A 26,442-nucleotide genomic window follows, 5' to 3' on the forward strand; every position below is an offset into this window, starting at 1 on the left:
CCTTGGCGGTGTCCGAACAACCGGCCGACTGTGACCACCGTTATCCACAGCCTCACGCGTGACCGTCGGCCGGACTGGTTAGGCTCGAAGACGTGAGCAGGCTCCAGGTCGTCAGCGGCAAGGGCGGGACCGGAAAGACGACGGTCGCCGCCGCCCTCGCGCTGGCCCTCGCCACCGAGGGGAAGCGGACGCTTCTCGTGGAGGTCGAGGGTCGGCAGGGCATCGCACAGCTCTTCGAGACGGATGCGTTGCCGTACGAGGAGCGCAAAATCGCGGGGTCACCGGGCGGCGGGGAGGTGTACGCCCTGGCCATAGACGCCGAACTGGCCCTTCTGGAATACCTACAGATGTTCTACAAGCTGGGCGGCGCGGGCCGGGCCCTGAAAAAGCTCGGAGCCATCGACTTCGCCACCACCGTCGCCCCCGGCATCCGGGACGTCCTGCTGACCGGCAAGGCGTGCGAGGCGGTGCGGCGCAAGGACAAGCGCGGACGGTTCGTGTACGACTACGTCGTCATGGACGCCCCGCCGACGGGCCGCATCACCCGCTTCCTGAACGTCAACGACGAGGTGGCGGGTCTCGCGAAGATCGGCCCGATACACAATCAGGCGCAGGCGGTGATGCGGGTGCTGAAGTCGCCGGAGACGGCGGTGCACCTGGTCACGCTGCTGGAGGAGATGCCCGTCCAGGAGACCGCCGACGGCATCGCCGAACTCCGCGCGGCGAATCTGCCGGTGGGCCGGATCATCGTGAACATGGTCCGCCCGCAGGTGTTGGACGCCGAGGACCTGGAACTCGTGGGGACCGTGGAGCGTTCCTCAGTGGCACAGGCGCTCTCGTCCGCGGGGCTCGGCGGCGCCCGGCGGGGTGGGAACGCCGAGAAGCTGGTGGACCCGCTGCTGGACCAGGCGTCCGAGTACGCCGAACGGTACGCGCTGGAGCAGGACCAGCGCGCGGTCCTCGGCGAGCTGGACCTGCCGTTGCACGAACTGCCGCTGCTCGTCGAGGGCATGGACCTCGCGGGCCTGTACGAACTCGCCACCGAGCTGCGGAAGCAGGGGTTGTCATGAGTCCGGACCCGGCCGAGGCGAAGAAGGCCGCCGCGGGGCGGAAGACGGCCGAGGCGCAGGAGACCGCCCGGCGTCTGTCCCCCACACGCGCGCTCGACATCGACCGGCTGCTGGACGACCCGGGGACCAGGATCGTGGTGTGCTGCGGCTCGGGCGGCGTCGGCAAGACGACGACCGCCGCCGCCCTCGGACTCCGGGCGGCCGAGCGGGGCCGCAAGGTGGTCGTGCTCACCATCGACCCGGCCAGGCGGCTGGCCCAGTCGATGGGCATCGACTCCCTGGACAACGTGCCGCGCCGGGTGAAGGGCACCGACGGCGACGGCGAGCTGCACGCCATGATGCTCGACATGAAGCGCACCTTCGACGAGGTCGTGGAGGCGCACACGGACCCCGACCGGGCGGCCGTGATCCTGTCGAACCCCTTCTACCAGTCGCTCTCCGCGGGCTTCGCCGGCACCCAGGAGTACATGGCGATGGAGAAACTGGGCCAGCTGCGGGCGAAGGACGAGTGGGACCTGATCGTCGTCGACACGCCCCCGTCCCGGTCGGCGCTGGACTTCCTGGACGCGCCCAAGCGGCTCGGCTCCTTCCTGGACGGCCGTCTGATCCGCCTCCTGACCGCGCCCGCCAAACTGGGGGGCCGGGCCGGGATGGCCTTCCTCAACGTCGGCATGTCGATGATGACCGGCACGCTGGGCAAGCTGCTGGGCGGTCAGCTGCTGAAGGACGTCCAGACGTTCGTGGCCGCGATGGACACCACCTTCGGCGGTTTCCGCACGCGCGCGGACGCCACGTACAAGCTGCTCCAGGCGCCCGGTACGGCCTTCCTGGTGGTGGCGGCCCCGGAGCGGGACGCGCTGCGCGAGGCCGCGTACTTCGTGCAGCGGCTGGCCGCCGAGGACATGCCGCTGGTCGGGCTGGTGCTGAACCGGGTCCACGGCAGCGATGCCGTCCGGCTGTCGGCCGAGCGGTCGCTGGCCGCCGCGGAAAATCTTGAGGAGCCCCGCATTGTCGATCAGGCGGACGGGAAAGCTGGACTTCGTAACTCTCCCGACACGTACGGCAGTTCACACACTTCCGCACCCGGGACCGCAGCCGGTGACACTGCTTCCGAGGAAGGCTCCCCCGCCGAAACGGAGCGCCCCGTCGACCGGCTCACCGCGGGCCTGCTGAGGCTGCACGCCGAGCGCATGCAGCTGATCTCGCGCGAGCGGCGCACACGCGACCGGTTCACCGCGCGCCACCCGGAGGTGGCGGTGGTCGACGTGCCCGCACTGCCCGGCGACGTCCACGACCTCACGGGACTGCGGGAGATCGGCACCCGGCTGGCCGCGGGCACGGAAGAGCCGACGCAGCCGTCTTGACACCCGTCCGGCGAATGTGAGAACCCGCACAGATGCCGGCACGGGCACATGGCGCGTGCCGGCGCGGCCGGTTCCGACCGTGTCCGCCAGGGCACAGGCAGGATCGGCGGTCTCCGCGCGCAAGGCGTCGCCGCGCGCGGGCGTCCGCGGCAGGACGGGCGTCCACGGCGCACAGGGCACGCATCCGCCGTCCGAGTGCTTCGACCGTGTCCCGGTCCGAGGCGTTCGCCCTGCCCCCTGGCGCTTCCCAGGCCCGGTGGCAGGTGCCGGCGTTCCCTGTAAGAGGTGCCCGGCCGGTGAGGTGCGGCCGGCCGGTGTATTCGAGGACGTGCGCCCGTCCGGCGTTTCCCCGCGCGGGTGCTCGGCCCGTACGTCCCCGGCGTAGGCCTGATGCGGTTTCACGTGGCGCACGTGGGCCGGAGCACATGCCCCGGGGATGTGCCGGAGGAGGCTGCCCTCAGCTCACCGCCGCGTAGTGCTCGTACACCTCGTCGTTGTCGAGGGGCACGATGCCCATGCCGCGCTCGTACTCCGAGCGGGCCGTCTCCAGCAGCCTGCGCCAGGAGGTCACGGTGGGCCGGCGGCGCAGCAGTGCGCGGCGCTCCCTCTCCGTCATTCCTCCCCACACGCCGAATTCGACGCGGTTGTCCAGCGCGTCGGCCAGGCACTCGGTGCGTACCGGGCATCCGGTGCACACCGCCTTGGCCCTGTTCTGCGCTGCTCCCTGAACGAACAGTTCATCCGGATCGGTAGTGCGGCAGGCGGCCTGCGCACTCCAGTCGGTAACCCAGCCCATACCGGCGCCGTCCTCTCCCGAATCGAGGCTCCCCCACGGCGGCAGCGGCATATTCACCGCCGCCAGTTGAGGACGTTACGGAAGGTGGGCACAGCGCAACACCCCCTTCGGGCCCAATCTTGAATGGCCCGAACGGACTATGGGTAAGCGGCAGATCACCCGCGGGAGTGAGCTGGCGACATGCGCGACCATCCCGGCAAACCGGGACAGCTGTGGTGCGTCACACCGGGCGCCAGGTGACACACGAGGCGGATTCGGACACGTTCCCCTCAGAAATCCGGGGCACGTCCAGAACGATTCGGGGTCGCCGGACGTATTGATACGTGGCCGTGGTGCTGTGACAGTTGAGAGCAGCTTAGGCCAAGGCCTGCGCGCGTGTCCGGAAAATGAGAAGGTAGGCGCCCGGCTTTGCCCTGCCGTGCCGTGACGCGGGTCACTGGTGCCTGCCGCTCTGCGCCGGTACGTCACGATCCGGCACCCGAACATCCCGACAGGGAGCCGGTCCCTCGGAACGCTCAAGGGTGGGGATTAGGCTGCCCCCATGCCAAAGAAGCGCTCGGGCGGTGGTCTGTCGGCAACGCAGCAGGCCGCGAAGTTCCTCGGTGTCAGTGTGCTCGCGGGAGCCGTGATGGCGGGCATCGCGCTGCCCGCGGCCGGCGCGCTGGGCCTCGCGGCCAAGGGCTCGGTCAAGAGCTTCGACGAGATCCCGGCCAACCTCAAGAGCCCCCAGCTGAGTCAGCGCACGACGATCCTGGACAACCAGGGCCACCAGATCGCCGCGGTGTACTCGCGCGACCGCACGGTGGTCGACCTGAAGGACATCTCGCCGTACATGCAGAAGTCGATCGTCGCGATCGAGGACTCGCGCTTCTACAAGCACGGCGCCATCGACCTCAAGGGCGTGCTGCGCGCGGTCAATAAGAACGCGCAGGAGGGCGGTGTCGCCCAGGGCGCCTCCACGCTCACCCAGCAGCTGGTGAAGAACTACTTCATCGAGGAGGCCGGCGACGACCCGACGAAGGTCGCCCAGGCCACCCAGCAGACCCTCGGCCGCAAGATCCGCGAGCTGAAGTACGCGATCCAGATCGAGGACAAGCTCGGCAAGAAGAAGATCCTCGAGAACTACCTCAACATCACCTTCTTCGGTGAGCAGGCCTACGGTGTCGAGGCCGCCGCCCAGCGCTACTTCTCCAAGCACGCCAAGAACCTGAACGTGCAGGAGTCCGCGCTGCTGGCCGGCATCGTGCAGTCCCCGAGCCGCTACGACCCCGTCAACGACGAGGCCGAGGCCACCAAGCGGCGCAACGTCGTGCTCCAGCGCATGGCCGAACTGGGCGACATCTCCCAGAAGGAGGCCGACGAGGCCAAGGAGAAGCCGCTCGGGCTCCACCCGAGCCAGCCCAAGAACGGCTGCATCACCGCAGTTCAGGGCGCCGGCTTCTTCTGCGACTACGTGCGCGAGGTCTTCCTGACCGACCCGGCCTTCGGCAAGACCAAGGAGGTCCGGACGAAGCTGTGGAACCAGGGCGGTCTGACGATCCGTACGACCCTCGACCCGCAGTCGCAGCAGTCCATGCAGAAGTCCATCAAGGAGCACGTCTACAAGAGCGACGGTGTCGCGACGGCCGCGAGCATCGTCGAGCCCGGCACCGGCAGGATCCTGGCCATGGGCCAGTCCCGGCCGTACGGCTTCGGCAAGAACGAGACGCAGATCAACCTGTCCGTCAACCAGGGCATGGGCGGCGGCGCGGGCTACCAGCCCGGTTCGACGTTCAAGCCGATCGTGGCCGCGGCCGCCATCGAGGGCGGCAAGTCCGCGACGCAGGAGTACTCGTCGCCGTACCAGATGCCGTACCCGACCTCGGTGTCCGCGTGCGACGGCAAGACCTGGCGCAACGACCCCCGCAAGCCGGCCAAGCTGCAGAACGAGAACGAGTCGGAACACGGCCCGTACGGCATGAAGGAAGCGACCGCCAAGTCGGTCAACACCTACTACGTGCAGCTGATCAGCGACATCGGCATCTGCCCGGTCGTCGACATGGCCAAGAAGATGGGCGTGGCGCGCGCCGACGGCCGCAAGATCGACCAGGCCCCGTCCATCGCGCTCGGCACCCAGGAGATGTCGCCGCTGACGATGGCGAGCGCGTACGCCACCTTCGCCTCGCGCGGCATGTACTGCACGCCGGTCGCCATCGAGTCGATCACCCGGAAGATCGGCAGCGAGCAGAAGTCCATGAGCGTGCCGAAGTCGACCTGCTCGCGCGCGATGTCGGAGAAGACCGCCGACACCGTGAGCACGCTGCTGAAGGGCGTGGTCGAGGACGGTACCGGCCAGGAGGCCGGTCTGGGCGACCGCGCGAGCGCGGGCAAGACCGGTACGACGGACGAGCGCTTCGCCGCCTGGTTCGTCGGCTACACCCCGAACATGGCGGGCGCGGTCTGGGTCGGCGACCCGACCCACAAGCGGCGCATGATCAACATCACCATCGGCGGCATCCCGCACGACAAGGTCTTCGGTGGTGAGGTCCCCGGACCGATCTGGCGCGACATGATGGCCGGCGCCCTGGAGGGCAAGCCCGCTCCCGACTTCAACCTGGTGGACATCCCCGATGACACCGACGAGGACGGCCAGGGAAAAGGCGACAGGGGGGAGAACGGGGGAAACAACGGGAACAACACGGCGGGACAGGTGATCGGCGGACTGATCGGCGGACTGACAACCGGGGGCGCCACTGACGGCGGCACCACCGGCGGCGACGCCAACGCCGGCACGACCGGCGGGCCGGTCCCGACGCCGACGTTCTCCTTCCCGGACAACTTCATCGAGGGCCAGACCAACGGGGGAGCCCGTGGGAACGGCAACGGCGGCCGGCGCGGGTAGCTCCGCGGGGCACGCCGGGTGAATCCGTGCGTACGGCGGCGGGGCCGCACCCTTCGACCAGGGGTGCGGCCCCGCCGCCGTTTTCGTCGGACCTCGGGTTCGGCTTTCGTGGCCGTATCGGACCGGGGCCCGTTGCCGTTGCCTTTGCCGTCGGCGATCCGAGGCTGGGCTTGGCCACTCGCTCCCGGCCGGGGCGCGGCTTCGCCGCCGTGATGGTCCCCGACGCCGGCCTCGGGCAGCCGTCGATCAGCCCTGCAAGAGCTTCTTCACCGCGGCGGCGACGCGGCCGCCCTCGGCCTGCCCGGCCACCTTCGGGTTCACGATCTTCATGACGGCACCCATGGCCCGCGGGCCCTCGGCGCCCGCCTTCGCCTCTTCCACGGCCTGGGCGACGATCGCGTCCAGCTCGTCGTCGGACATCTGCTTGGGCAGGTACTCGGCGAGCACCTCACCCTCCGCCTTCTCCCGCTCGGCCGACTCGGCACGGCCACCCTGCGCGAAGGCGTCCGCGGCCTCCCGGCGCTTCTTCGCCTCGCGGGTGATCACCTTGAGGACCTCGTCGTCGGAGAGCTCCCGCTTCTCCTTGCCCGCGACCTCCTCCTTGGTGATCGCGGCGAGGGTCAGCCGGAGCGTGGAGGAGCGGAGCTCGTCGCGCTCCTTGATCGCGGCGTTGAGGTCGTCGTGCAGCTTCGACTTGAGCGTGGTGGTCATACGGTCGATTGTCGCAGGTGCACCACCGCCAACGCCCGCCCATTTAAGGGGCCGCCGGTCTTGGCGGCCCGCCGGTGTCTGACACGATGGACGTATGCGCGCGCGATACGGAGTACCCCTGGGAATCATGGCGGCAGGCGCCGCCGGACTGGCGTACGCGGCGGGCTTCGAGGCCCGCTCCTTCCGCCTCCGGCGGGTGACGGTCCCGGTCCTCCCGCCCGGCATGCGCCCGCTGCGCATGCTCCAGGTCTCCGACATCCACATGGTGAGCGGCCAGCACAAGAAGCAGCGCTGGCTCCAGTCGCTGGCGGGCCTGCGCCCCGACTTCGTGATCAACACCGGTGACAATCTGTCGGACCCCGAGGGCGTGCCGGAGGTGCTGGACGCGCTCGGTCCCCTGATGGACTTCCCCGGCGCGTACGTCTTCGGCTCGAACGACTACTACGGCCCCCGGCTCCGCAACCCCGCCCGCTACCTGCTGGAGAAGACCAGCGGCCGGCACGGCCTGAACGGCAACCCGCCGGCCGTGGGCGTGATCCACAACCCGTGGGAGGAACTGCGGGACGGATTCGACGCGGCAGGCTGGCTGAACCTGACGAACACGCGGGGCGTGCTCAAGGTCGAGGGCGTGTCGATCGAGCTGACCGGGGTGGACGACCCGCATATCAAGCGTGACCGGTACGCCCAGGTGGCGGGCGGCCCGTCGGGGACGTACGACTTCTCCCTCGGCGTGGCCCACGCGCCGTACCTGCGCACCCTGGACGCCTTCACGGCGGACGGCTATCCGCTGATCCTGGCCGGCCACACCCACGGCGGCCAGCTGTGCATCCCCTTCTACGGCGCCCTGGTCACCAACTGCGACCTGGACACGGACCGGGTGAAGGGCCTGTCCCGGCACACGGCCGAGGGCCACACGTCCTACCTCCACGTCTCGGCGGGCTGCGGCACCAACCGCTACACCCCGGTCCGCTTCGCCTGCCCACCGGAGGCGACGCTGCTGACGCTGGTGGGACGGGAGTAGGCACGGCGGACGTCCGCGTTCACCTGGGCGGGGAACCGGGGTTCACCTGGGCGGGGAACCGGGGTCGGGCACGGCCGGCGCCCGGGTTCACCGGGGCCGGGAACCGAGGGGGCGGCCGGAGGGGACGGTCCGGGGGAGGTAACCCACTCGGCCCAACCCGCATGGCCGGCCCTCTCCCCCGCTCCTAGCGTGAGGGCATGACCGCCCCGATACCCAGGGACATCCCGGACCTGCCCGCGATCCCGGGCCCGCCCATGCTGGTGCCCGCCCCGGTACCGGCCACGGCGGTGGTGGCCCCGGTCCGCCGCCCGATGGCAGCGCTGTGCCGCCTGCTGATCGCCGCGGCGGCGGCCGCCGGTGTCGCCCTGGAACTCCTCATCGGCACCCCGGCGCGCACCCTGAGCTACTTCAGCGTCCAGGCCAACAGCCTGCTGGCCCTGGTCATGCTCTTGTCGGCGGCCAGGGCCTCCCGGGCCCGACGCCCGCTCCCGTCCGGCGTGACGGGGGCCACGCTCCTCTACGTCGTGATCGGCGCGCTGGTCTACCACCTGCTGCTGGTCCGCACGACGCCCCCGTTCTCCATGACCGGCGGCACGGCGGTGCCGGAGCGCTGGCACGCCCAGTGGGCGGTCCTCCAGTTCCTCCACGTGCTGGTGCCGGCGGCGGCCGTGTGCGACTGGCTGTTCCTCACCCCCGCGGGCCGCCTGCACCTGCGCCAGACCGCGACCTGGCTCCTCTACCCCCTGGCCTACCTGGCCTTCTCCTTCATCCGGGCCGCCTTCCTCCCGCCGGGCGACCCGGCCCGCTACCTCTACCCCTTCCTGGACGTCACCGCCCACGGCTACCGCAGCACCCTGGCCAACGCCCTCCTCCTGGGCCTCGCGATGTACGCCCTGGCAGTCCTCCTGGTGGCCCTGGACCACACCCGTCCGACCCCGGTACGCCACCGGTGCTAAACCGGATTTCGTCTACGGCCACCGGTGGGCTAAAGTAAGCGTCGTCGCCGCGAGAAGCAGCGACATCGGGGTGTAGCGCAGCTTGGCAGCGCGCTTCGTTCGGGACGAAGAGGTCGTGGGTTCAAATCCCGCCACCCCGACACAGGTCAGAGGCCCATTCACGTGATCGTGAATGGGCCTCTGAGTGTTTGTCCAGCAGCGTAGTACAGCAGCCTTTATGGCTCTTGACGGCCTTCCTTGTCCGACCGCTCCTCCTGCTTGCGTTTGCCCTTCTTCTCGCCGTCCTTCTTCTTACTGCCGCCCAGAGCCTTCCCGAGCTTCCGGAGGGCCCGCCGGGTGTCCGCCGAGGGAACGTGCATGTAGACCTCCATGGTCACCGCGATCTCGGAGTGGCGCAGGATCTGCATCGCGATCCGAGGGTGGACGTCGAGGGCGGCGTGGAGCGAGGCGCACGTGTGGCGTGTGTCGTGCACGCGAATCCGGCGGACGCCGGCGCGCTCGCAGCGGCGGTCGAACTCGCGGGTGGAGTTTCGCGGCTCCACCGGGGTGCCGTTGCGGGTGGTGAAGACGAGATCCGATGCCGTCCAGAGATCCTTGGCCCGCTCCCTCGCCGCCTCCTGCTCCCTCTTGCGCAGCCGGAGCGCCGCCAGGCAAATGTCCGGCAGCGGAAGCACCGCCTCGGACGCCTCCGTCTTGGCCGTATCGGTGGGGAGGCAGGCGCCGACGAACGCGCTGCAGCTGGTGGCGGATGTGCAGCTCTCCCGTATCGAGGTTCACGTCCGACCAGGTCAGTCCCAGAACCTCACCCTTGCGCAGCCCCAGGACGAGGATCAGCACGTACGCGGCGTAGAGGTAGTCCCACCACGTCTGCGCGTTCTCCAGGAAGGAGCACGCCTCCTCAACCGACCACGGGTCCGGCCGCTTGCGCCGAGCCCGCTGCACCTTCACCAGCTGGGCGACGTTCTTCGAGATGCGCTCCTCCACCATGGCGTTGGTCAGCGCGCTGCGAAGGATCGTCCGGGCGTCGTTGACCGAGCGCTTCGACAGCGTCTGCCGGCAGCACTCCCCCTTGGCGCAGCAGCGTTGCCGCTCCTCGGGCCGCCTGTCGTCCTTGCCCTGTGCGCAGCACTGGCACGTCTCGGCAAGCCTGTTGAGCCAGCCCCGCATGTCCTGAACGGTCAGCCGGTCGAGCCGCTTCGAGCCGAGAAGCGGGACGATGTACAAGCGCACGGTCGTCTCATATCGGCGACTGGGCAGAACCCGCGCCATCGAAGCCATCACCGGCACCGACGACTTCGACGCCGACCTCGCACAGCGCTACGGCTGGATCAAACGAGCCCTGCCCGACGCCGAATTGGACGGCTTCGTCGAGCGCCTGGCCAAGCGCATCGCCGGATTCCCACCCGCAGGGGTCAAGGCCGCGAAGCGCGCGATCAATGACCTCACGCTGCCACACCCGGCGAACGTCCGTTCCGATTCCGCCACGTTCCTCAGCCTGGTTGCACTGCCCGAAAGCCGTGAGCGCCTGGACTACCTCACGAACCGGGGCCTCCAGACGCCCGGTGACCTCGAACGCGACCTCGGCAAGGCCGTGGCGGAGTACCCCAGTTGATGGCACCCAGCCGCGCCACCCCGTTGCTGGACCCAGGTGATCGCCCTGGCCAAGGACGGAGCCGGTCATACCCTGCCGAGCAGCCGCAGATGCGCTGACGGCCTCTCGCCGAGAAGGGCCGGCCGGGGAAGTCGTGCCGGCCGCGAAGGGGGGCCTGCCGTGCTGCCTGCCCCGGGGGAGGACCGCTCGGCAGGTGAGGGATCTCGGTGCTCCCGTCGGGATGAGCGATCACGGGTGGGGGGCCGGCCAAGGCTATGGTGCAGGACTGCGCGAGCGGGTCGTAGACCGCGTCCGCCCGTGCTGTGGGTGCTGTCCGTGCTGTAGGTGATCCGTGGACGGCCGGTGCGGATGCGAACGGCACGCGCGCCGGACCGGAACCGTGCCGCAGTGCGAAGGCGTCGCAGGGCCGGGGCGGACGCCGGCGCGCTCGGCCGGTCCCGAGGCGGGCTGAGCAGCAAGATCCATGCCGCGGTCGACGCCACGGACTGCCCAAGCCGTCACGTCGGGATGTAGCTCGGCCACCAAGGTGGGATGTTGCCGGGGCACAGCGGGGCGGGGTGGGACTCCTGTATGCCCAGCCAGGTGATGAGGAACCAGGTGAACCACAGCGTGAAGATGAGCCCTGCAGTCATGGCTGCCCTGCGATGACATCTTCCAAGGGTGTTGTACAGGATCACCCACGGAACCGCGGCGGCGATCCATATGAGCGGCGCAAGGAACAGCAAGGTCATACTGTTGGCTGCTGCATTGGTGCCGATGTCACAAGCAGCCCACATTCGTCCAACCGCAGCAACGGACACCACCGCGGCCAGCCCCCCGAAAAGGACAGCGAAGCCAGTTCCTCTCAGCCAGCGGTTCGGAGGACTCGACGGCTCTGCTCCCACGATCATCCCCCGTCTCTCTGTGGCGTGGACATTACCAATCTACTGAAACAGCCCGTGGTGCCTTGGCCCCCATGACACCGGTCAGCCGTAGTGGGGCGTCCGAGTTTTCCAAGCCATGGCCGGCGTGTCGGTGCCCCTACCGTGTCACCTCGCGTTGCGAGGCACCTCTGCAGGGGCTGATCCTGAGAGGGAGGCATGCCAACCCACCGTATTGGCCAGCGCAGGCGGCCGTGGGCTTCTGGCCATGGCGGCCCGCGCAGGGAGCGGGTTCCTGATGAGGCTTGTCGTTGATCTCAATCGGTGTCAGGCGTACGCGCAGTGCGTCTTTCTCGCCCCAGAGGTTTTCGCCCTGCACGGCGATGAGGGGCTGCTGTTCTCTCCCCGTTTCGACGAGGGGCTGCGCGACCGGGTGGAGCAGGCCGTAGCCGCCTGCCCGGTCCAGGCCATCCTCGCCGACTACTCCGACGAACCGACGAAGGGGGTGCAACCCCGTGTCGGCTGACACCGATGTTGCCGCCCTGCGCCGGGAAGGCCGGATCGTCGTCGTGGGTGCGTCCCTGGCGGGCCTGCGTGCCGCGGAGACGCTGCGTGAGCAGGGTTTTACCGGATCACTGACCGTGATCGGTGACGAATCGTATGAGCCCTACGACCGGCCGCCGCTGTCCAAGCAGGTGCTGCTGGGGCGGGCGCAGGCCGAGGACACGCAACTCCCTCGGCGGCGTGACGTCGACGCCACATGGCGTCTGGGTGTCGCCGCCGAGAGCCTGGACAGGAACGCCAAGCAGGTACGCCTGGCGAACGGAGACACCGTCGGCTACGACCGTCTGCTGATCGCTACCGGAACCAGGGCACGCCCCTGGTTCCATCCCGAACAGGCCGATCTGGACGGGGTGTTGGTACTGCGAACCCGTGACGACTCCGCACGCCTGAACCGGAGACTGACTGGCGGCCCCGCGCGGGTACTGGTGATCGGCGCCGGCTTCACGGGTTGTGAAGTCGCTTCCGCCTGCCGGGAGCTGGGCGTCGACGTGACGGTCGCCGAACGCGGCCCGGCGCCCTTGGTGGGCGCGCTCGGGGGTGTGATCGGTGCGGTCGCGGACCGAATGCAGCGCAGGAACGGGGTCGACCTGCGCTGCGGCGTCAGTGTCACCGCCCTGGAGGGGGACGAATCCGGCCGGCTCAGGCGCGCTTACCTGTCCGACGGCACGGCGATCGACGTCCAGGTAGCGGTCGTCTCGCTCGGTGCCCTGCGGAACACCGAATGGCTGGCCGGCTCGGGGGTGGCCGCGGGACCGCGGGGAATCGCGTGCGACGCCGGCTGCCGGGTGTTCGATGTCAACGGCATCGTCACCGACGACATCTACGCCGCCGGGGACGTCGCACGCAGCCCGCACCCGCTTTTCGACTACCAGTTCCTGTCGCTGGAGCACTGGGGCAACGCCGTCGAGCAGGCGGAGATCGCGGCCCACAACATGATCTGCGCAGGTCCTGAACGCCGCCCGCACCTGTGGTTGCCGATGTTCTGGTCCACCCAGTTCCGCACCAACATCAAGTCCGTGGGCATTCCCTCGATGGGCGACCAGATGGTCATCGCCCAGGGGACGCTCGCCGAGGAACGGTTCGTCGCCGTGTACGGCTACCGGGGCCGGGTCATCGCCGCGGCGTCCTTCGACGGCGCGCGGTGGCTGGGTTTCTACGAGGAGCAGATCGCCGCCGCCGCGCCGTTCCCCCCGGACTATCGCCTGGTTGACCGCCGCACCAGCACCCTGCCCGTCATCGACCCCGACTTCCCCGACCCCCACCTGCCCACCCACGCGCCCACCGTCACCCTCACGGGCCACTCCCCCAGCGAGCGGCGAGTCAACTTCGTTCCGTCGCACGCGTGATCACCGGCCCCGCACCGTCCCATGGTCCAGGAGGCACCCATGACGTCCGGCAGCATCTCCGCGCAGATCCTCGACTATGCCAGCCGAGCCGATCCGTACCCGCTCTACGCGGAGCTGCGCAAGACACCGGTGCTGCGGGAGGACGACGGCACCTACCTGGTCAGCAGCTACCACGCGGTGCGCAGCCTGGCCAACGACCCGCGGCTGAGCCAAGACCCCCGCAACCGCCCGCCCGGCTACGCCGGCCCCGGCCACTCAGAGGACGACTCCGGCCTGCCGCCGAGCTTCATCCTCACCGACCCACCCGAACACGACCGGCTGCGCGCCACCGCCAACCGGCCCTTCGGGCCCCCGCACAGCCCCAGGTTCCTCGACGGCCTGCGCGGCGAACTCGCCGCGGTCGTCACCACCCTGCTCGACGCCTTCGATGGCAAGAACGAGGTCGACATCGTCGAGGACTTCGCCTATCCGCTCCCCGTCACCGCCATCTGCAAGGTGCTCGGCGTGCCCCGCGAGGACGAACCGCGCTTCTACGGCTGGGCCGACGCCGTGGCCTCCGGCATCGATCCTCAGCACGGAGGCCTCGCCGCGGAGGAGTATCAGCGTGCACGCAAGGAATTGGGCGCCTACCTGGCCGACCTGATCGATACCAAACGCCGCCACCCGGGACCCGGCATCCTCAGCGCGCTCGCCCCCGACACCGGTCCTGGTGGCAGCATGACACCGGCGGACCTCGTGGCCACCGCGATCCTGCTGCTGGTCGCCGGCCACGAGACCACCGTCAACCTGATCACCAACACCACCCTCACCCTCCTGCGCCACCCTGACGTCCTCGAGCGCTTCCGCAATGAGCCGAATCTGACGGTCCCCCTCGTCGAGGAAGTGCTGCGCTTCGAGCCGCCCGTTCAGTTCGTCCCGATCAACGTCACACTGGCCGACATCGACATCGACGGCGTCACGATCCCCAAGGGATCTCCCGTTTGGCTCATGATCGCCGCGGCCAACCGCGACCCCAACCGTTTTGAGGACCCCGACCGCTTCGTGCCCGACCGCAAGGACAACGAGCACCTGGGCTTCTATACCGGAATCCACTACTGCTTCGGCGCCCCGCTCGCGCGGATCGAGGCAAGCCTCGCCCTGCCGGAACTGTTCCGCCGCGTGAAGAACTTCCGGCTGCTGGAGGATCCCCCGCCGTACCGCACCAACGCCGTCCTGCGCGGCCCGCGCCACCTGCCCGTAGCCATCGAAAGCTTCAGCGCCTGAGCATGGCACCGCGGAGACGGTCTGTGCGGCAGCCGGATCACCACTGCTGGCGGCACGGCCGTGGTGCCGGAAGGCGGACGACCGGCCTTCCTCCAGCACCTCTTCCCCTGACGTGGGGAATGACCCGATGAACCCCGCTGAAGCGGCTCGGTCACTGGGCGTTGTAGGGCGGGAACTTCCCGTCCAAGGTGATGACGACGTGCTCGGCCCCATCTCGGGTGGCGCGCCCATGTCCAGCTTGAAGTTGATCGCGCTCATGATCCCGTCGCCGACCTGCTCGTGGATCAGTTCTTTCAGGGCCGGGACATAGACCTGCAGCGCCTCCTAGAGGGCGGTCGATCGTCGGATCGTCCGGTACCGCGGTGGGCAGCCCGCCGCGGTACGGAACGGCGGCGAGCACCGGCACGGCTTCCGCGGGCAGGTCGAGCAGTTCGGCGACCTGACGTGCGCTGTCCTCGGGAGGGGGTGTTGTCCGAGCAATGCCGCGGTGGTCCACACCAGCGGCCGGCCGATCGCGTCAGCCGACTGCTGCCACGTGAGGTCCGTGGCCAGTCTGCCGACAACGATCGCAGCCGTTACCACGTCGCGGTTCATGCGCAGTCCTTCCCCGAGAGTCCGGCGGGTGTGCGGGCCGCGGGCGGCCGGCCGGGCTTCGGGAGGCGCGGCTTCCCGGCCGGCCGCAGCTCGCGGTGGTGGGTCAGGCGAGCGCCGGGGCGGGAGCGGGCAGGTACGGGGTGATGTTGCGCCAGGCGCGCTCGATGTATTCCTCTTTCTCGCCGACCGGGGCGACGTAGTGCAGCGCCCCTTCGGCGGCTTCCTGGCCGCGGAGGCGGGTGATGATCCAGGCGGCGAGGTAGTGCGAGGCCAGGCAGCCGCCGGCGGTGGCGATGTTGTCCTCGGCGTAGAAGGGCTGGTTGAGGACCTCGACGCCGGCGGCGACGACCCACGGCTTGGTGATCAGGTCGGTGCAGGCGGGGATGCCCCCCAGCAGGCCGAGCCTGGCCAGCACGAGCGCGCCGGAGCACTGCGCCGCGATGAGCTGCCGCGAGGGGTCCAGGCCGCGCAGGATGTTCATGATCGCCGGGTCTTCGGTGACCTCGCGGGTGGCGATGCCGCTGCCGACTATGACGGCGTCGGCGGCGCACGCCTCCTCAAGGGTGGACATCTGCTCGATGACCACCCCGTTCATCGACGTCACCTTGGGGCTGGGGGTGGCGATGGTGACACGCCAGTCGTCGCTCTTGATGCGGTTGAGCACACCGAGCGCGATCAGGGAGTCGAGCTCGTTGTACCCCTCGAAGGTGAGGATGGCGATGTGCACGACGGCTGTCCTTTCGGATGAGTGGGACTCGACGGTAAGAAGCCGCGAGCAGCACAGTCAAAGAATTGTCATGGATACAATCCGGTGCATGGCAGCCTCGCGATACAAGAAGCTGGTCGACACGCTCGCGGCCGACATCCGGACCGGGCGGCTCGCCTCCGGGGTGCGGCTGCCGACCCACCGCGCTCTCGCCGCCCGCGAGGGCATCGCCGTGGTGACCGCGACCCGGGTGTACGCCGAACTGGAAGCGATGGGCCTGGTGAGCCGGGAACAGGGCCGTGGCACGTTCGTGCGGGACATCGCGGTCCCCGCCGACCAGGGCATCGATCAGCAGGCCGTCGCCACGGACGCGGTCGACCTCAACTTCAACTACCCCTCGCTGCCCGGCCAGGCCGACCTCCTGCGCCAGGCCCTGCGAGAGGTGGCCACCTCCGGCGATCTCGAATCGCTGCTCCGCTACCAACCGCACCGAGGGCGCCCCCAGGACAGAGCCTCCATCGCACGACACCTCACACGCCGGGGAATCAGCACCGACGCAGATCAGATCCTTATCACCAACGGCGCCCAGCAGGGCCTGGCCATCGCCGTCATGGCCATGCTGAGCGCCGGCGATGTCGTCGCGGTCGACGCACTCACCTACCCCGGTTTCAAGGTGCTCGCGCACTCCTTCCACCTCGACCTGGAGCCCATCCCCACCACCCCCGACGGGCCTGATCTCGACGCCCTGGAGGAACTGTGCGCGACCCGCCCGGTCCGCGCGATCTACACCATGCCCACCCTCCACAACCCCCTGGGCTGGGTCATGTCGGCAACCGACCGCACCCGCCTGATCAGGATCGCCCGACAGTACGGTCCGCTCATCATCGAAGACGCTTCATACGCCTACCTGGCCGAAGACCCTCCACCGCCGCTGGCCGCAACCGCACCGGACATCACCCTCTACGTCTCAGGACTGTCCAAGAGCATCGCCACCGGCCTGCGGGTCGGCTTCGTCCTCGCCCCGCCGGCCACCATTCCGTCCCTCGAACGCGCCATCCGCGCGACCACCTGGAACACCCCCGCCCTCACCACCGCCATCGCCTGCCGCTGGCTCGACGACGGCACCGTCAACCGTCTGGAAGCACAGAAACGGGACGACGCCAAGACGCGCCAGGCAATCGCAAGACAAGAGCTGGCGGGCCTCCCGCTCATCAGCCACCCCTCGTCCTACTTCACCTGGCTGCCACTGCCCGACGACGCACGCGCCGACCGCCTCACAGCCACCCTCGCGCGCCAGCTCATCTCGGTCACCACGGCAGAGCCGTTCACCACCTCGAGACACACACCACAGGCGCTCCGCCTCGCCCTCGGCTCGACCGACCTGGACAGCCTTCGATCGACGCTGCGCACAGTGCGCCGAGTCGCCATCGAGGACGCCTACGCCTGAACTCGCTCAATCTCTCCGTCCATCCCGCCCCAGCGAGCCGTGTCCGGTCGAGCGCCACGGCCACAGGCCGGTCATGTCAGCCTCAGGAACAGGCACTCACCGGTAAGTGCCTGGACTGGGCGTGGGAGGCGTTGCGCCCTCCACCTTGCCAGCTACCAGGCAGAGCACGGATGCAGGGGCGGTCAGATGATCGTCAGGATGCCCAGGCGGGGTTGTGGCCGGCCCGCCGCCGGTAGAGCCCCGCCCCTCTCGCCCCCCGCCTTACGTGCAGGGCATCCGCGCCGCCCAGGCCGTCTCTATGGCCTCTCAGCCTGACGTCCGGGTGTCAGACCTCGCCATTCCCGGGCGAGGAGAGCCGTCTCGGTCGTCCTGGCCGATTCACAGGTACCGCGTGAGAGCACACCACAACCCGTTCACGACCACCGTGCCGCCTCGCAGGGCTTGGCAGGTGCAGAGGTGTCGTTCCAGGACAGTAGAGCAGGGCGGGGTGCACCTCTGCATGGCAGTCCCGACCGTCGCAGCCGAAGGTCCGGCTAATTTCGGTGCCATTCGTAGTCTTCGGCGGCCTCGACGATAAGATTTTCTACAGCTTTTGGCTGCGAGACGAGCGAGACGTGTGACGCGTCTATTTCCACCGTCTTGCGGGCTCTGGCCCGCTTGGCTTCGTAGCGCTCCAGGTCGGGGTTGATCGCCCGGTCCTGTTTGCCGACGAGCACGTAGACGGGCCTGTCGCGCCAGGCGGCGCCGGTGAGCTTGTCTGTGAAGGCTGACGCTGCGATTGGCCGTTGAGAGGCGGCGAACACGTCGGTCCGGCTGGTGGGGAGATCCGCGGCGAAGACCTTGTGGAACTTGTCGGTCTGAACGTAGTTGTCCGTGCCGGTGCTCCCGTCGCCGTTGCGGAACGGCACCTGCCTGAGGGCCTGGGAGAGGAGCGGGGGTGCGAACTTTGCGGAGAGGGTGGTGAAGGACTCTCCGACATCCGGCATGATCGCGTTAATAAAGACCAGGGCTTTGACGTTTTTGTTCTCGGCTGCCGCCTGCGAGATGACCGCGCCCCCGTAGGAGTGGCCTGCCAGCACGATCGGCCCCTTGACCGACTTCAGCAGGCTGGCGATGTAGGCCGAGTCCTGCGGGACGCCTCGCAGCGGATTAGCGGCCGCGATGACTTTATAGCCGCTCCTTTGAAGACGTTCGACCACACCACTCCAACTGGATGCGTCGGCGAAGGCACCGTGTACCAGCACGATGGTCGGCTTCCCGATGTCGGACTGGCCGCTCGGGCCGCCAGCCTCAGCCGACACGGTGGCGAGCGCCGTTGCGGTTCCCGATACCGCCAGGAATGCTGCACCCCAACGGAAGATGGCAGCGTAGCGCGGCTTGTCGAATATGCCCATGCCATTCCTTTGGTCCAAGGGCGTCGGGCGACGCCTGGGAGACCAGCATCGAGTCTCTCCCCCACCGAGGCTCTCCACGCCGAGCATCCGGGTGAATGATCCTGGCGAGATCGGCAAGGCGCGAGAAGGCCCACATGGTGCATGTATTGGCGCTCCTAAAGCGGGTGCACAGTCCGCTCACCGAGTCCATACGCGCTGGAAGTCCTCGGCTGGGATGGCCTCCAGCGCATCCTCTTCCGGATCAATCGCTTGGTCTGTCAGGCCGCCGTGCTCGTCCTCCAGATGCCCCCAGTTGTAACGATGGAGCTGGCCGGCCGAAGTCAGCTCAGCTGCTCGATGACGCCGAAGATCATGCCGTCCTCGGCGGCCTGGTTGACCTCCTTCATCGACGTCTCCGCGCGGCACAGTCGCGGTCAGGGCCGAGGTGCCCCTTCCACCGAGCGGTTGTCGTCGGCTGAGCCGATGGTGCAGGCAGCTTCACTTCTCTGTGCGGTGCCGCGGCCGTAGCCGCCACCGGCGGGGACGGCCTGAGGGCAGGGTCGCCAGACGATCCTCTTTGCTCGCGGTGAACAGCTGAATCACGATCATGCCCAGGGCGATCAGCGCGAGGAGCACGCTCACCGTCGCGAAGGTGTCCATGTCCCTCACACTCCTGCTGCCGGGGTCGGCACGTGGCCGATGACCGCTCCGGCAGGGGCACGTGAGGTCGAGTGGCGGGCGTCATGTCCGCCTTCGGAGGCCCAGACCGCCTCCCGGAGCGAGTCCGAGCCGGCCACTGCCTCTGCCGCGGTCCTGAAGCATTCGGCGTCCTGGATCAGGCCGGTCGCCGTGAGACTCCGCGACGGGTCGGTGGCCATCGCCATCAGCCGGGTCGCGGTGGCCGGCTCTGTCTCCGGTGGGATCACGAGCAGGTCCCAGCGGCCGACGGTGTAGGAGAGCAGCAGGAGCTTGTGCGGGTCTTGCTCGGCCGCGAACCAGCCGACGTGCACGACGTGCCCGTGGACGGGCACCTTGCGCGGGATGACCGGCCAGAACTTGGGGTTCACCGTCACTCGGGTGATCCGCCCCCCCAGCGGGTCGAGGACGTCGGTGAGCGCCGGAAGCTCCGCCGCCAGGTCGCGGGAACGGGGCCACCAGGCACCGTCGATCAGTGCCGGAGTGCTGTCGGCGGGTGTCAGCGCGAGGCGGGGCGACGACGAAGAAGGGATCCGGTCTTCGACCGCCGGCGTCAACAGAATGGTCGCGGTCATGATGCGGACCCAACCCCGGGCCGGTCGCGACCGACCCGGTTGCCGCGAATCGCCGAGAACGACCCGGCGTGGAAGCCGGCGTACGGAATGCTCTCGGTAATCACCAGCGTACTCCTCGTCGCGGTTCGATGGACCGATGCGGAGCGACGGGTAGAACGGACCTGACCCTGGCCGCCCGCCGCCGGAATCAGCACAGGGGACGCCGGTCGGCGCGCCCGAGCCTCCGGTCTTCCCCCTCGGCGCCTCGATGCGCCGACCGCCTTGGCGTGGCACGGCGACCCTTGCCCGTGCCCGAGTCGACCCTGATCAGGTCCTCACCCGGAGTCAGGAGCAGGACCTGGTCTCATCCTCATCGTGTATCCCGGGACCACGCAGAATCACCGCACAGAATCACCGCTCCGGTGACGCGCTTTTCCCAACACGCCGGTGAGATGTCGGGTATCGGACGAGCGCGGTTTCGACGCAGGGCTAAGGATGCATGTTTTTCATCGCCGCCTGGGCTGACCAGGGAAGTGACCTCCCTGTATCACCCGTTTCGACCAAGCACGATCAACCATTCGGCCTATTGGAACTCTTCTCAGCATTCACGATCAGCTCGTCGGTTTCGGCGAAACCGCTCGCCTGAAACGAAACCCGGGGCATGCACCTGAGTAATATGCCAGCGACAGAAAACAGGCGATTCTGTGCGATCGAGAACCGCCGAATACGCCTCCATCCCCTCACAGGAGTTGGCCCTTCGATGACGCTCAATATCCCTGTGGCGCCTTTGCGGCGCACTTTGTCGGTATGGACTGCGGCGGTACTTGCCGTGGTGATCTCCGCTGTCGTAGTCGCTGTGACGCCGACACAGGCAAGTGCCCTCGCCACCTTCGTAGACCTGGGTAGGGCGGACAGCTTCGCGGTACTGGCCGGTTCGGCAACCACCAATACCGGCCCCTCGGTGATCACCGGAGATGTCGGAGTGTCGCCGGGAACATCCATCAGCGGATACGGGCCGCCCGCCGTGGTGAACGGGACCCTGCACTCTGCGGACACTGTGGCTCAGGATGCCCAGACCGACCTGATCGCGGCGTACGACGACGCTGCCGGTCAGCCCTCCGACGGGGCACTTCCCCCGGACGCCGGTGGCCTGACGCTGGTTCCGGGCGTCTACACCGCCTCCTCCACTCTCGGACTCACCGGCACCCTCACCCTGGATGCCCAGGGGAACCCCAACGCCGTCTGGGTCTTCCAGATCGGTTCCGGCCTGACGACGGCGTCCGGCAGCCGCGTATCCCTCATCAACGGTGCCTCACCGTGCAATGTGTTCTGGCAGATCGGCAGCTCGGCCACCCTCGGCACCAGCACCGCCTTCGTGGGCAACATCCTGGCCATGACCTCGATCACCGCCACGACGAGCGCGACCATCGAGGGACGGGCGCTGGCCCGTAACGGTGCCGTGACGCTGGACACCAACACGATCACCCGGCCGGAGTGCGCGGCCGGCACCACGGGTGGCACGACGACGGCCGGAACCACCGGCACCACGACGGCCGGCACCACGGGTGCTACGACCGCCGGCACCACGGGCACCACCACCACGGGCACCACCACCACGGGCACCACCACCACGGGCACCACCGGCGCCACGACGACCGCCGGCACCACCGGCGCCACCACCACGGGCACCACCGGCGCCACCACCACGGGCACCACCGGCGCCACCACCACGGGCACCACCGGCGCCACGACGACCGCCGGCACCACCGGCGCCACCACCACGGGCACCACCGGCGCCACCACCACGGGCACCACCGGCGCCACCACCACGGGCACCACCGGCGCCACCACCACGGGCACCACCGGCGCCACCACCACGGGCACCACCGGCGCCACCACCACGGGCACCACCGGCGCCACCACCACGGGCACCACCGGTGGAACCTCCGGCGGGAACGGCCATGGCTGCAAGCCCGGCCACGACGAGTACGGCGACGAGTACGGCGACGGGCATGGACAGGACGACAGCTACGGCTGTGATCCTGCCTAGCACGCGCAACCCACTCCGACGAGGTGAGTGCCCGGAGGCAACCCCTCTCGTGCGCGAGTAGAACGGGCGGCGTGCGGCGCGGATCGTCATCGATTCCGCCGCACGCCGCAGGCGGAAGCTCAGGAGAACCAGGTGAGAAAAGTCGGGACGGACGGACCGGATGGGGCCGTACGGGGTGGCATCGCGTCAGCAGATGCCGACGGATCGGACCGGGCGGGTGCCAGGTCGGCCGTACTGAGCGAGGGCGGGAGACCGACCGCGTTCCAAGCGTCTTCGGAGCCGCCCGTCGCTCTGAAGGCCGGAGTGCATGTCGCCGTGATCCTGTGTCTGGCAGCGGCCCTGGTACATGTGCTCCTGGTGTTCCTGCAGGTGGCACCACCCAATCCCGTTTCCCGGCAGTACAGCCGGCAGATCAACGCCTGGGTCTTCCCGTTGTTCGAGCAGAACTGGCGGCTCTTCGCCCCCGACCCGGAGTCCGTCAACCGGCAGATTTCGGCAAGGACCATGCACACCGCCCCTGACGGCACCACCCGGGTCAGCGGCTGGTTCGACCTGACCGCCGTCGACACAGCCGCAGTGGAACACGATCCCTTCCCGAGCCACACGGCACAGAACATGCTGCGCCGGGCCTGGACTTCCTACGTCGAAACACACGGCGGCGACGACCATCCGCGCTCACAACGCGCTCTGATGATCCAGCGATACCTGCGCAACATCGCAGCGGAGCGCCTCGCCGCCCATCGCCACAGCACCTTCGAGTCCATCCAGCTGCGGGTGATCACCCTGCCTGTCGCCGCCCCGCCCGCAGCGGGCGGTCCCGGTCCCGGCACGGCCGCACCGCGGCCCGCCGACACCCGTTACCTGCCTTGGTGGAAGGTGGCCCGGCATGCAGAAGGCTGAGCAGACAACGGCGGCCCCGGCAACGCCGCCGGGGCGCCCCGGACACGACACCGAGCGGACGAGCGCACACACCCAGCAGCGAATGCCGGCCCGTATCGCTACGCTCCTCACCCTCCTGCTGGAGCAGCCGATCTCCCTTTACGCCGCCGCGGTTCTGCGCATCGGGTACGGGTTCCTCTACTTCGCTTTCTTGCTGCGCGAGTTTCCTCACCGCGACGAGATCTGGGGTCCCGGTTCACCGTGGACGCCGACCCTGGCCAAGCAGCTCTTCGACCAGACCGGGTGGGCCAGCGTCCTCACCCTGTCCGACAGCCGGACTTACTTCGAGATCTGCTACGCGGCAGCCGTCGTCACCTCCACACTGTTCATGCTGGGCTGGCGGACCAGAGCGGTGTCGGTGCTCTTCGCGGTCGTAGTGACGTCGTTCCACGCCAGGGCGATCTTCATGACGGACGGAGGGGACAACCTCATCCTCCTCATGGCCCTCTACCTCGTCGTCACCTCATGCGGCCGACGCTGGTCCCTCGACGCGCGCCGGGCCCGGCTCCGCGCATCCGACGGCAAGGCAGTCCGGCTTCCGCTGGACCAGGCATCCGGCGAGCTGCGACGCCACCTCCGTGACGCGCGCCTGACCGTGATCACCGTGCTGCACAACTGCGGCATGCTCGTCATCGCCGCCCAGGTCTGCTTCCTCTACGGATCCGCGGGCCTGTACAAGGTGCAGGGCGCCTCGTGGGGCAACGGCACCGCCCTCCATTACGCCCTGAGTCTCGACCTGTTCCAGCCCTGGCCCGAGCTCTCCGCCATGGCGGACGAACACGACGTACTGATCGCCCTCACCTGCTACCTGACGGTGCTGTTGCAGGTGGCCTTCCCGTTCGTCCTGTTCGGCAGGCTCAAGTACCCCGTCCTGACGATGCTGCTGGGCATGCACGTGGGTATCGCGGTGTTCCTGGGCCTGCCGCTCTTCTCGGGCGCGATGATCGTCGCGGACGCCGTGTTCCTTCCGGACCGCTTCTACCGCTACCTGGGACAGCTGTCGCGGCGTGCTGTCCTGGGGGCTGGCATCAGGAGGGCGCGGACTCGGACCCCCGCAGATGCTGCACTGGTACCTCCGCAGTCGGGACCGGCCGTCTGATCTGATGAGGGGGGCCTGCGGCCTGCAACATCGTCCCGAGGTGGCTCCTGGGGACCTTTGTGTCCACCCCACTTGACCGCGGACCTCGAAGGTTCTCCGACCGGTCTCTCTCCACCCGGCAAGCCAACAGCGGGCACTGACAAAGGTCTGGCAGCAGCGGAGTTGCAGTACAGCAGCGGTGTACAGCAACCACCGCGCCCGCGACCGGCGGAGCTTCCCAGAGTGATCGGCAGCGCTCCTCTGTGCGCCCCTCTGGCGCCTCACGCCTTCCCCTAGCACTCCAGCTGGAGATCGCGATCTCCGTAGTGCGCGGTCGGGCGGGCCGTCTCTCGTTCCGGGTTGGTCCGACTGGTCGGATCTTCCGGTGGGTCACGCCGGGACGCTCCGGGCGGCGGCAGAGCCGCGGTTAAGAATGCGTCACCGGACCATCCACGAGCATCGACCCTCAGGAGCCACACGATGCGCCCCATCAGAGCAGCCCGCCTCGGCACGGCCACTGCGCTGGTCGCCCTTCTCGCCTGCGCCCCTGTCGCGTCCGCCGCGACGGACACCGATTCCGCCCACGCCAAGGGCGGAGACCGGGTCATCACACTCATCGGCCACCTCGTGCAGCAGACTCGCTTCCCCGTCAACTCCGACGGCAGCCCCGCCCAGGGCGACCGGACCGTCTTCCGCTCGCTCCTCTTCGACAAGGACGACAGAAACCAGGTCGGCGAAACGGACGGCACCTGCACCACCACCACGGTCGAGAACGGTGGAGCGGAGGAGTGCGTCGTGACCTACAACCTCCCGGGCGGCCAGATCTCCGTACAGGGGATGGTCTTCGGCATCCTCACCAATGGCCGCCCGACGCTCCCTCCCCCGTCGTTCGACAACGGCATCACCGGCGGCACCGGGGAATTCGACCAGGCTCGCGGCCAGGTCCACGCCGACACGATCGGTACGGGCAAGAGGCGCTTCACGATCGACCTCGACCGCTGACTGCTCTGCCCCCGCCCGACGAGAAGGCTGGGCCGTCCACCGCACGGCCCACCAGCTCGATCGGTCCCACCGGCGACGCCGCAACCACCTCAAGGATCTGAGCAGAACACGGCCACGACGCACAAGGACGAAGGAGCCGTCGACTCACCAGGCCAATGAGGGGTTCGCGAAGGTTGTCGCGGCGCGCGGCTCCTTCCATGACCCGGCGCTCGTACCTCGCCGACGAACTCGCACCGAGTGGTGCCTGGAGCTGTCCGACGCCCTTCACGGGCGGGGTGTACGACGCCGGGTACGCACGGGAGATGCCGGCGCGGCCGATCCCGTAAAGTCGCGCCCGCTCCCTGAGAAAGTCCTGTGCGGCCGTGAACTCTTCGCCAGGCAGCGGGGAACAACGGGTGACACGCTCGACCCCACCCGCTGACGGAGGACCCGTGACCGGACCACCGGCGCTCGACCCCGGCGATGAGCGCGACGACCATGTCATCGCGCAGTCCCTGGAACATCCGGAGCTGTTCGCCCGGCTCTCCGGTACGCACCCGACATCCACCGGTACGCGGCCCGGCGCCTCGGCGACCACGCGGCGGACGACGTCACGGCCGACACGTTCCTGACCGCGTTCCGGGTGCGTGCCCGCTACGACGCCTCGCGGGCCAGTGCCCGGCCCTGGCTGTACGGGATCGCCGCGCACCTCATCGGCAAGCAGCGCCGGAAGGAAGTACGCGGTCTGCGGGCGCTGGCCAGGACCGGCCAGGACCCCGTCGCGGCCGGCTGGGTCGAGGACACCGCGGACCTGGTCGCCGACCGCGCCCCGCTCGCGGACGCGCTCGCCGCGCTGTCCGCCGCCGACCGGCATGTGCTGCTGCTCGTGGCCTGGGCCGACCTGACCTACCAGGAGGTCGCCGAGGCGCTCGGCATACCCGTCGGGACCGTACGGTCCCGGCTCAACCGGGCCCGCCGCAAGGTACGGGCCGCGCTGGGTGCCGCCCCGGCGTTTCTGGGCGAAGTGGCGGAGGTGGTCCAGCCGTGAGCGTGGACGAGATGAAGGACGTACGCGCGTTCCGGGCCGGGGCGCCGAAGCCCGACCGGGCACAGCTCGCCGAGGGGCGGGACCGGCTGAGCAGCGCCGCGAGGCGCGGCCGGGGGCGCAGGCTGCGGGCCGACTGGCGGCTTGCAGCGGTCGGTGCCGCCGCCGCGCTCACCGCGGTGGCCGTGCTGGCCTCCGGCCTAGGAGGGGGCGGTCACAGTGGTGCGGAGCGCACGTTGCCGGCTGCGCCGCGGACGGTGCCGGGTTCGGTGAAGGAGGTGCTGGAGCAGGCCGCATCCACGGTGGAGCGGGCTGATCCGCCGCCCACGCCGCACGCGGGCCAGTGGGTCTACGAGAAGAAGCTCTCGGCCAGTCCCGGAGTCTGGCCCAAGAGTGCCGCCGCCCAGCCCGAGCCGGAGCCGGAGCCCCAGGAGCACTGGGCGCGGTACGCGGACCCGCGCTTCGAGAACGGCAAGGAGGGCGACGACCGCTCCATGCGCGAACGGCTCCGCTTCCTCGCCGAGCTGCCGGACGA

The 26,442-nt window shown here is 69.1% G+C and carries 22 protein-coding genes, 1 tRNA gene and 3 pseudogenes; 17 read left to right on the forward strand and 9 right to left on the reverse strand.

The window, feature by feature from the left end; genetic code table 11:
• Positions 1–92: 92 nt before the first annotated feature.
• The gene (locus BLW57_RS18815; protein WP_093475968.1) at positions 93–1,070 is read left to right on the forward strand and encodes an ATPase BagA; all 978 of its coding nucleotides are present in this window, start codon (positions 93–95) and stop codon (positions 1,068–1,070) included.
• Positions 1,067–2,434 carry an ATPase BagB gene (locus BLW57_RS18820; RefSeq protein ID WP_093475970.1) on the forward strand — a complete coding sequence of 456 codons (1,368 nt, stop codon included), beginning with the start codon at positions 1,067–1,069 and terminating at the stop codon, positions 2,432–2,434. Before BLW57_RS18815 ends, BLW57_RS18820 begins: the two co-directional genes overlap by 4 nt.
• A gap of 457 nt (positions 2,435–2,891) precedes the next feature.
• Here the strand turns inward: BLW57_RS18820 and wblA are convergent, their stop codons facing one another.
• Positions 2,892–3,230 (reverse strand): transcriptional regulator WblA, encoded by a 339-nt coding sequence (gene wblA, locus BLW57_RS18825; RefSeq protein ID WP_176985642.1) that lies wholly within the window; start codon positions 3,228–3,230, stop codon positions 2,892–2,894.
• 541 nt (positions 3,231–3,771) lie between these two features.
• On the opposite strand from wblA, the gene BLW57_RS18835 reads away from it, so the two are divergent.
• Entirely contained in the window at positions 3,772–6,111 is a 2,340-nt protein-coding gene (locus tag BLW57_RS18835) for a transglycosylase domain-containing protein (protein ID WP_093475973.1), read from the forward strand.
• 246 nt (positions 6,112–6,357) lie between these two features.
• Here the strand turns inward: BLW57_RS18835 and BLW57_RS18840 are convergent, their stop codons facing one another.
• Entirely contained in the window at positions 6,358–6,822 is a 465-nt protein-coding gene (locus BLW57_RS18840) for a GatB/YqeY domain-containing protein (protein ID WP_093475974.1), read from the reverse strand.
• Between the two features lie 94 nt (positions 6,823–6,916).
• On the opposite strand from BLW57_RS18840, the gene BLW57_RS18845 reads away from it, so the two are divergent.
• The 3 genes from BLW57_RS18845 (at position 6,917) to BLW57_RS18855 (ending at position 8,939) form a co-directional block, all read left to right on the forward strand.
• A complete protein-coding gene (locus BLW57_RS18845) occupies positions 6,917–7,843 on the forward strand; it encodes a metallophosphoesterase (RefSeq protein ID WP_093475976.1) in 927 nt (308 codons plus the stop codon).
• A 197-nt stretch (positions 7,844–8,040) separates the two neighbouring features.
• Complete coding sequence (locus BLW57_RS18850; RefSeq protein ID WP_093475977.1) at positions 8,041–8,799, forward strand: Pr6Pr family membrane protein; 759 nt, start codon at positions 8,041–8,043, stop codon at positions 8,797–8,799.
• A gap of 66 nt (positions 8,800–8,865) precedes the next feature.
• A tRNA-Pro gene (locus BLW57_RS18855) sits at positions 8,866–8,939 on the forward strand.
• A 75-nt stretch (positions 8,940–9,014) separates the two neighbouring features.
• Here BLW57_RS18855 and xerC read toward each other — a convergent pair.
• The gene (gene xerC, locus BLW57_RS18860; protein ID WP_176985643.1) at positions 9,015–9,473 is read right to left on the reverse strand and encodes a site-specific integrase; all 459 of its coding nucleotides are present in this window, start codon (positions 9,471–9,473) and stop codon (positions 9,015–9,017) included.
• 542 nt (positions 9,474–10,015) lie between these two features.
• Between xerC and BLW57_RS18870 the strand changes: the two genes are divergently transcribed.
• Entirely contained in the window at positions 10,016–10,411 is a 396-nt protein-coding gene (locus tag BLW57_RS18870; RefSeq protein ID WP_093475982.1) for an enoyl-CoA hydratase/isomerase family protein, read from the forward strand.
• A gap of 381 nt (positions 10,412–10,792) precedes the next feature.
• A pseudogene (locus tag BLW57_RS40575) lies at positions 10,793–10,918 on the forward strand (IS5/IS1182 family transposase); the annotation flags it as partial.
• Here BLW57_RS40575 and BLW57_RS42365 read toward each other — a convergent pair.
• Entirely contained in the window at positions 10,909–11,043 is a 135-nt protein-coding gene (locus BLW57_RS42365) for a hypothetical protein (RefSeq protein ID WP_256339523.1), read from the reverse strand. The pseudogene BLW57_RS40575 and the gene BLW57_RS42365 overlap by 10 nt on opposite strands.
• A gap of 526 nt (positions 11,044–11,569) precedes the next feature.
• On the opposite strand from BLW57_RS42365, the gene BLW57_RS18880 reads away from it, so the two are divergent.
• From BLW57_RS18880 to BLW57_RS18890, 3 genes are read left to right on the forward strand one after another with little or no spacing between them, the layout of a single operon-like run.
• Positions 11,570–11,797, forward strand: coding sequence for a ferredoxin (locus BLW57_RS18880; protein ID WP_093475983.1), 228 nt, complete (start codon positions 11,570–11,572; stop codon positions 11,795–11,797).
• Complete coding sequence (locus tag BLW57_RS18885; RefSeq protein WP_093475985.1) at positions 11,787–13,181, forward strand: NAD(P)/FAD-dependent oxidoreductase; 1,395 nt, start codon at positions 11,787–11,789, stop codon at positions 13,179–13,181. The genes BLW57_RS18880 and BLW57_RS18885 overlap by 11 nt, the downstream gene beginning before the upstream one ends.
• 39 nt (positions 13,182–13,220) lie before the next feature.
• Positions 13,221–14,444 (forward strand): cytochrome P450, encoded by a 1,224-nt coding sequence (locus tag BLW57_RS18890; protein WP_093475986.1) that lies wholly within the window; start codon positions 13,221–13,223, stop codon positions 14,442–14,444.
• 151 nt (positions 14,445–14,595) lie between these two features.
• On the opposite strand, the pseudogene cynS reads toward BLW57_RS18890, so the two are convergent.
• Positions 14,596–15,038, reverse strand: a pseudogene (cynS, locus tag BLW57_RS43115) (cyanase).
• Positions 15,039–15,141: 103 nt separating this feature from the next.
• Complete coding sequence (locus BLW57_RS18900; protein WP_093475988.1) at positions 15,142–15,765, reverse strand: DJ-1/PfpI family protein; 624 nt, start codon at positions 15,763–15,765, stop codon at positions 15,142–15,144.
• Positions 15,766–15,853: 88 nt separating this feature from the next.
• Here BLW57_RS18900 and BLW57_RS18905 point away from each other — a divergent pair, with 88 nt between their 5' ends.
• On the forward strand, positions 15,854–17,191 hold the full coding sequence (locus BLW57_RS18905; protein WP_093475989.1) for an aminotransferase-like domain-containing protein: 1,338 nt from the start codon (positions 15,854–15,856) through the stop codon (positions 17,189–17,191).
• A gap of 533 nt (positions 17,192–17,724) precedes the next feature.
• Here BLW57_RS18905 and BLW57_RS18910 read toward each other — a convergent pair.
• The 3 genes from BLW57_RS18910 to BLW57_RS18920 form a co-directional block, all read right to left on the reverse strand.
• Positions 17,725–18,585, reverse strand: coding sequence for an alpha/beta fold hydrolase (locus tag BLW57_RS18910; protein ID WP_093475991.1), 861 nt, complete (start codon positions 18,583–18,585; stop codon positions 17,725–17,727).
• A 477-nt stretch (positions 18,586–19,062) separates the two neighbouring features.
• Positions 19,063–19,224 (reverse strand): hypothetical protein, encoded by a 162-nt coding sequence (locus tag BLW57_RS41445; RefSeq protein WP_176985644.1) that lies wholly within the window; start codon positions 19,222–19,224, stop codon positions 19,063–19,065.
• 5 nt (positions 19,225–19,229) lie between these two features.
• Complete coding sequence (locus BLW57_RS18920) at positions 19,230–19,835, reverse strand: DUF5994 family protein (RefSeq protein WP_093475994.1); 606 nt, start codon at positions 19,833–19,835, stop codon at positions 19,230–19,232.
• 739 nt (positions 19,836–20,574) lie between these two features.
• On the opposite strand from BLW57_RS18920, the gene BLW57_RS18925 reads away from it, so the two are divergent.
• From BLW57_RS18925 to BLW57_RS18945, 5 genes and pseudogenes are all read left to right on the forward strand, one after another.
• Positions 20,575–21,864, forward strand: coding sequence for an ice-binding family protein (locus BLW57_RS18925; RefSeq protein ID WP_093475995.1), 1,290 nt, complete (start codon positions 20,575–20,577; stop codon positions 21,862–21,864).
• 303 nt (positions 21,865–22,167) lie between these two features.
• The gene (locus tag BLW57_RS18930; RefSeq protein WP_306822936.1) at positions 22,168–22,764 is read left to right on the forward strand and encodes a DUF5819 family protein; all 597 of its coding nucleotides are present in this window, start codon (positions 22,168–22,170) and stop codon (positions 22,762–22,764) included.
• The gene (locus tag BLW57_RS18935) at positions 22,751–23,902 is read left to right on the forward strand and encodes an HTTM domain-containing protein (protein ID WP_107450023.1); all 1,152 of its coding nucleotides are present in this window, start codon (positions 22,751–22,753) and stop codon (positions 23,900–23,902) included. The genes BLW57_RS18930 and BLW57_RS18935 overlap by 14 nt, the downstream gene beginning before the upstream one ends.
• Positions 23,903–24,361: 459 nt before the next feature.
• Entirely contained in the window at positions 24,362–24,883 is a 522-nt protein-coding gene (locus tag BLW57_RS18940) for an allene oxide cyclase barrel-like domain-containing protein (protein WP_093476000.1), read from the forward strand.
• A 431-nt stretch (positions 24,884–25,314) separates the two neighbouring features.
• A pseudogene (locus BLW57_RS18945) lies at positions 25,315–25,910 on the forward strand (RNA polymerase sigma factor).
• Positions 25,911–26,442 lie beyond the last annotated feature (532 nt).

The sequence above is a fragment of the Streptomyces sp. 1222.5 genome (assembly GCF_900105245.1).
Lineage (GTDB): Bacteria > Actinomycetota > Actinomycetes > Streptomycetales > Streptomycetaceae > Streptomyces > Streptomyces albidocamelliae.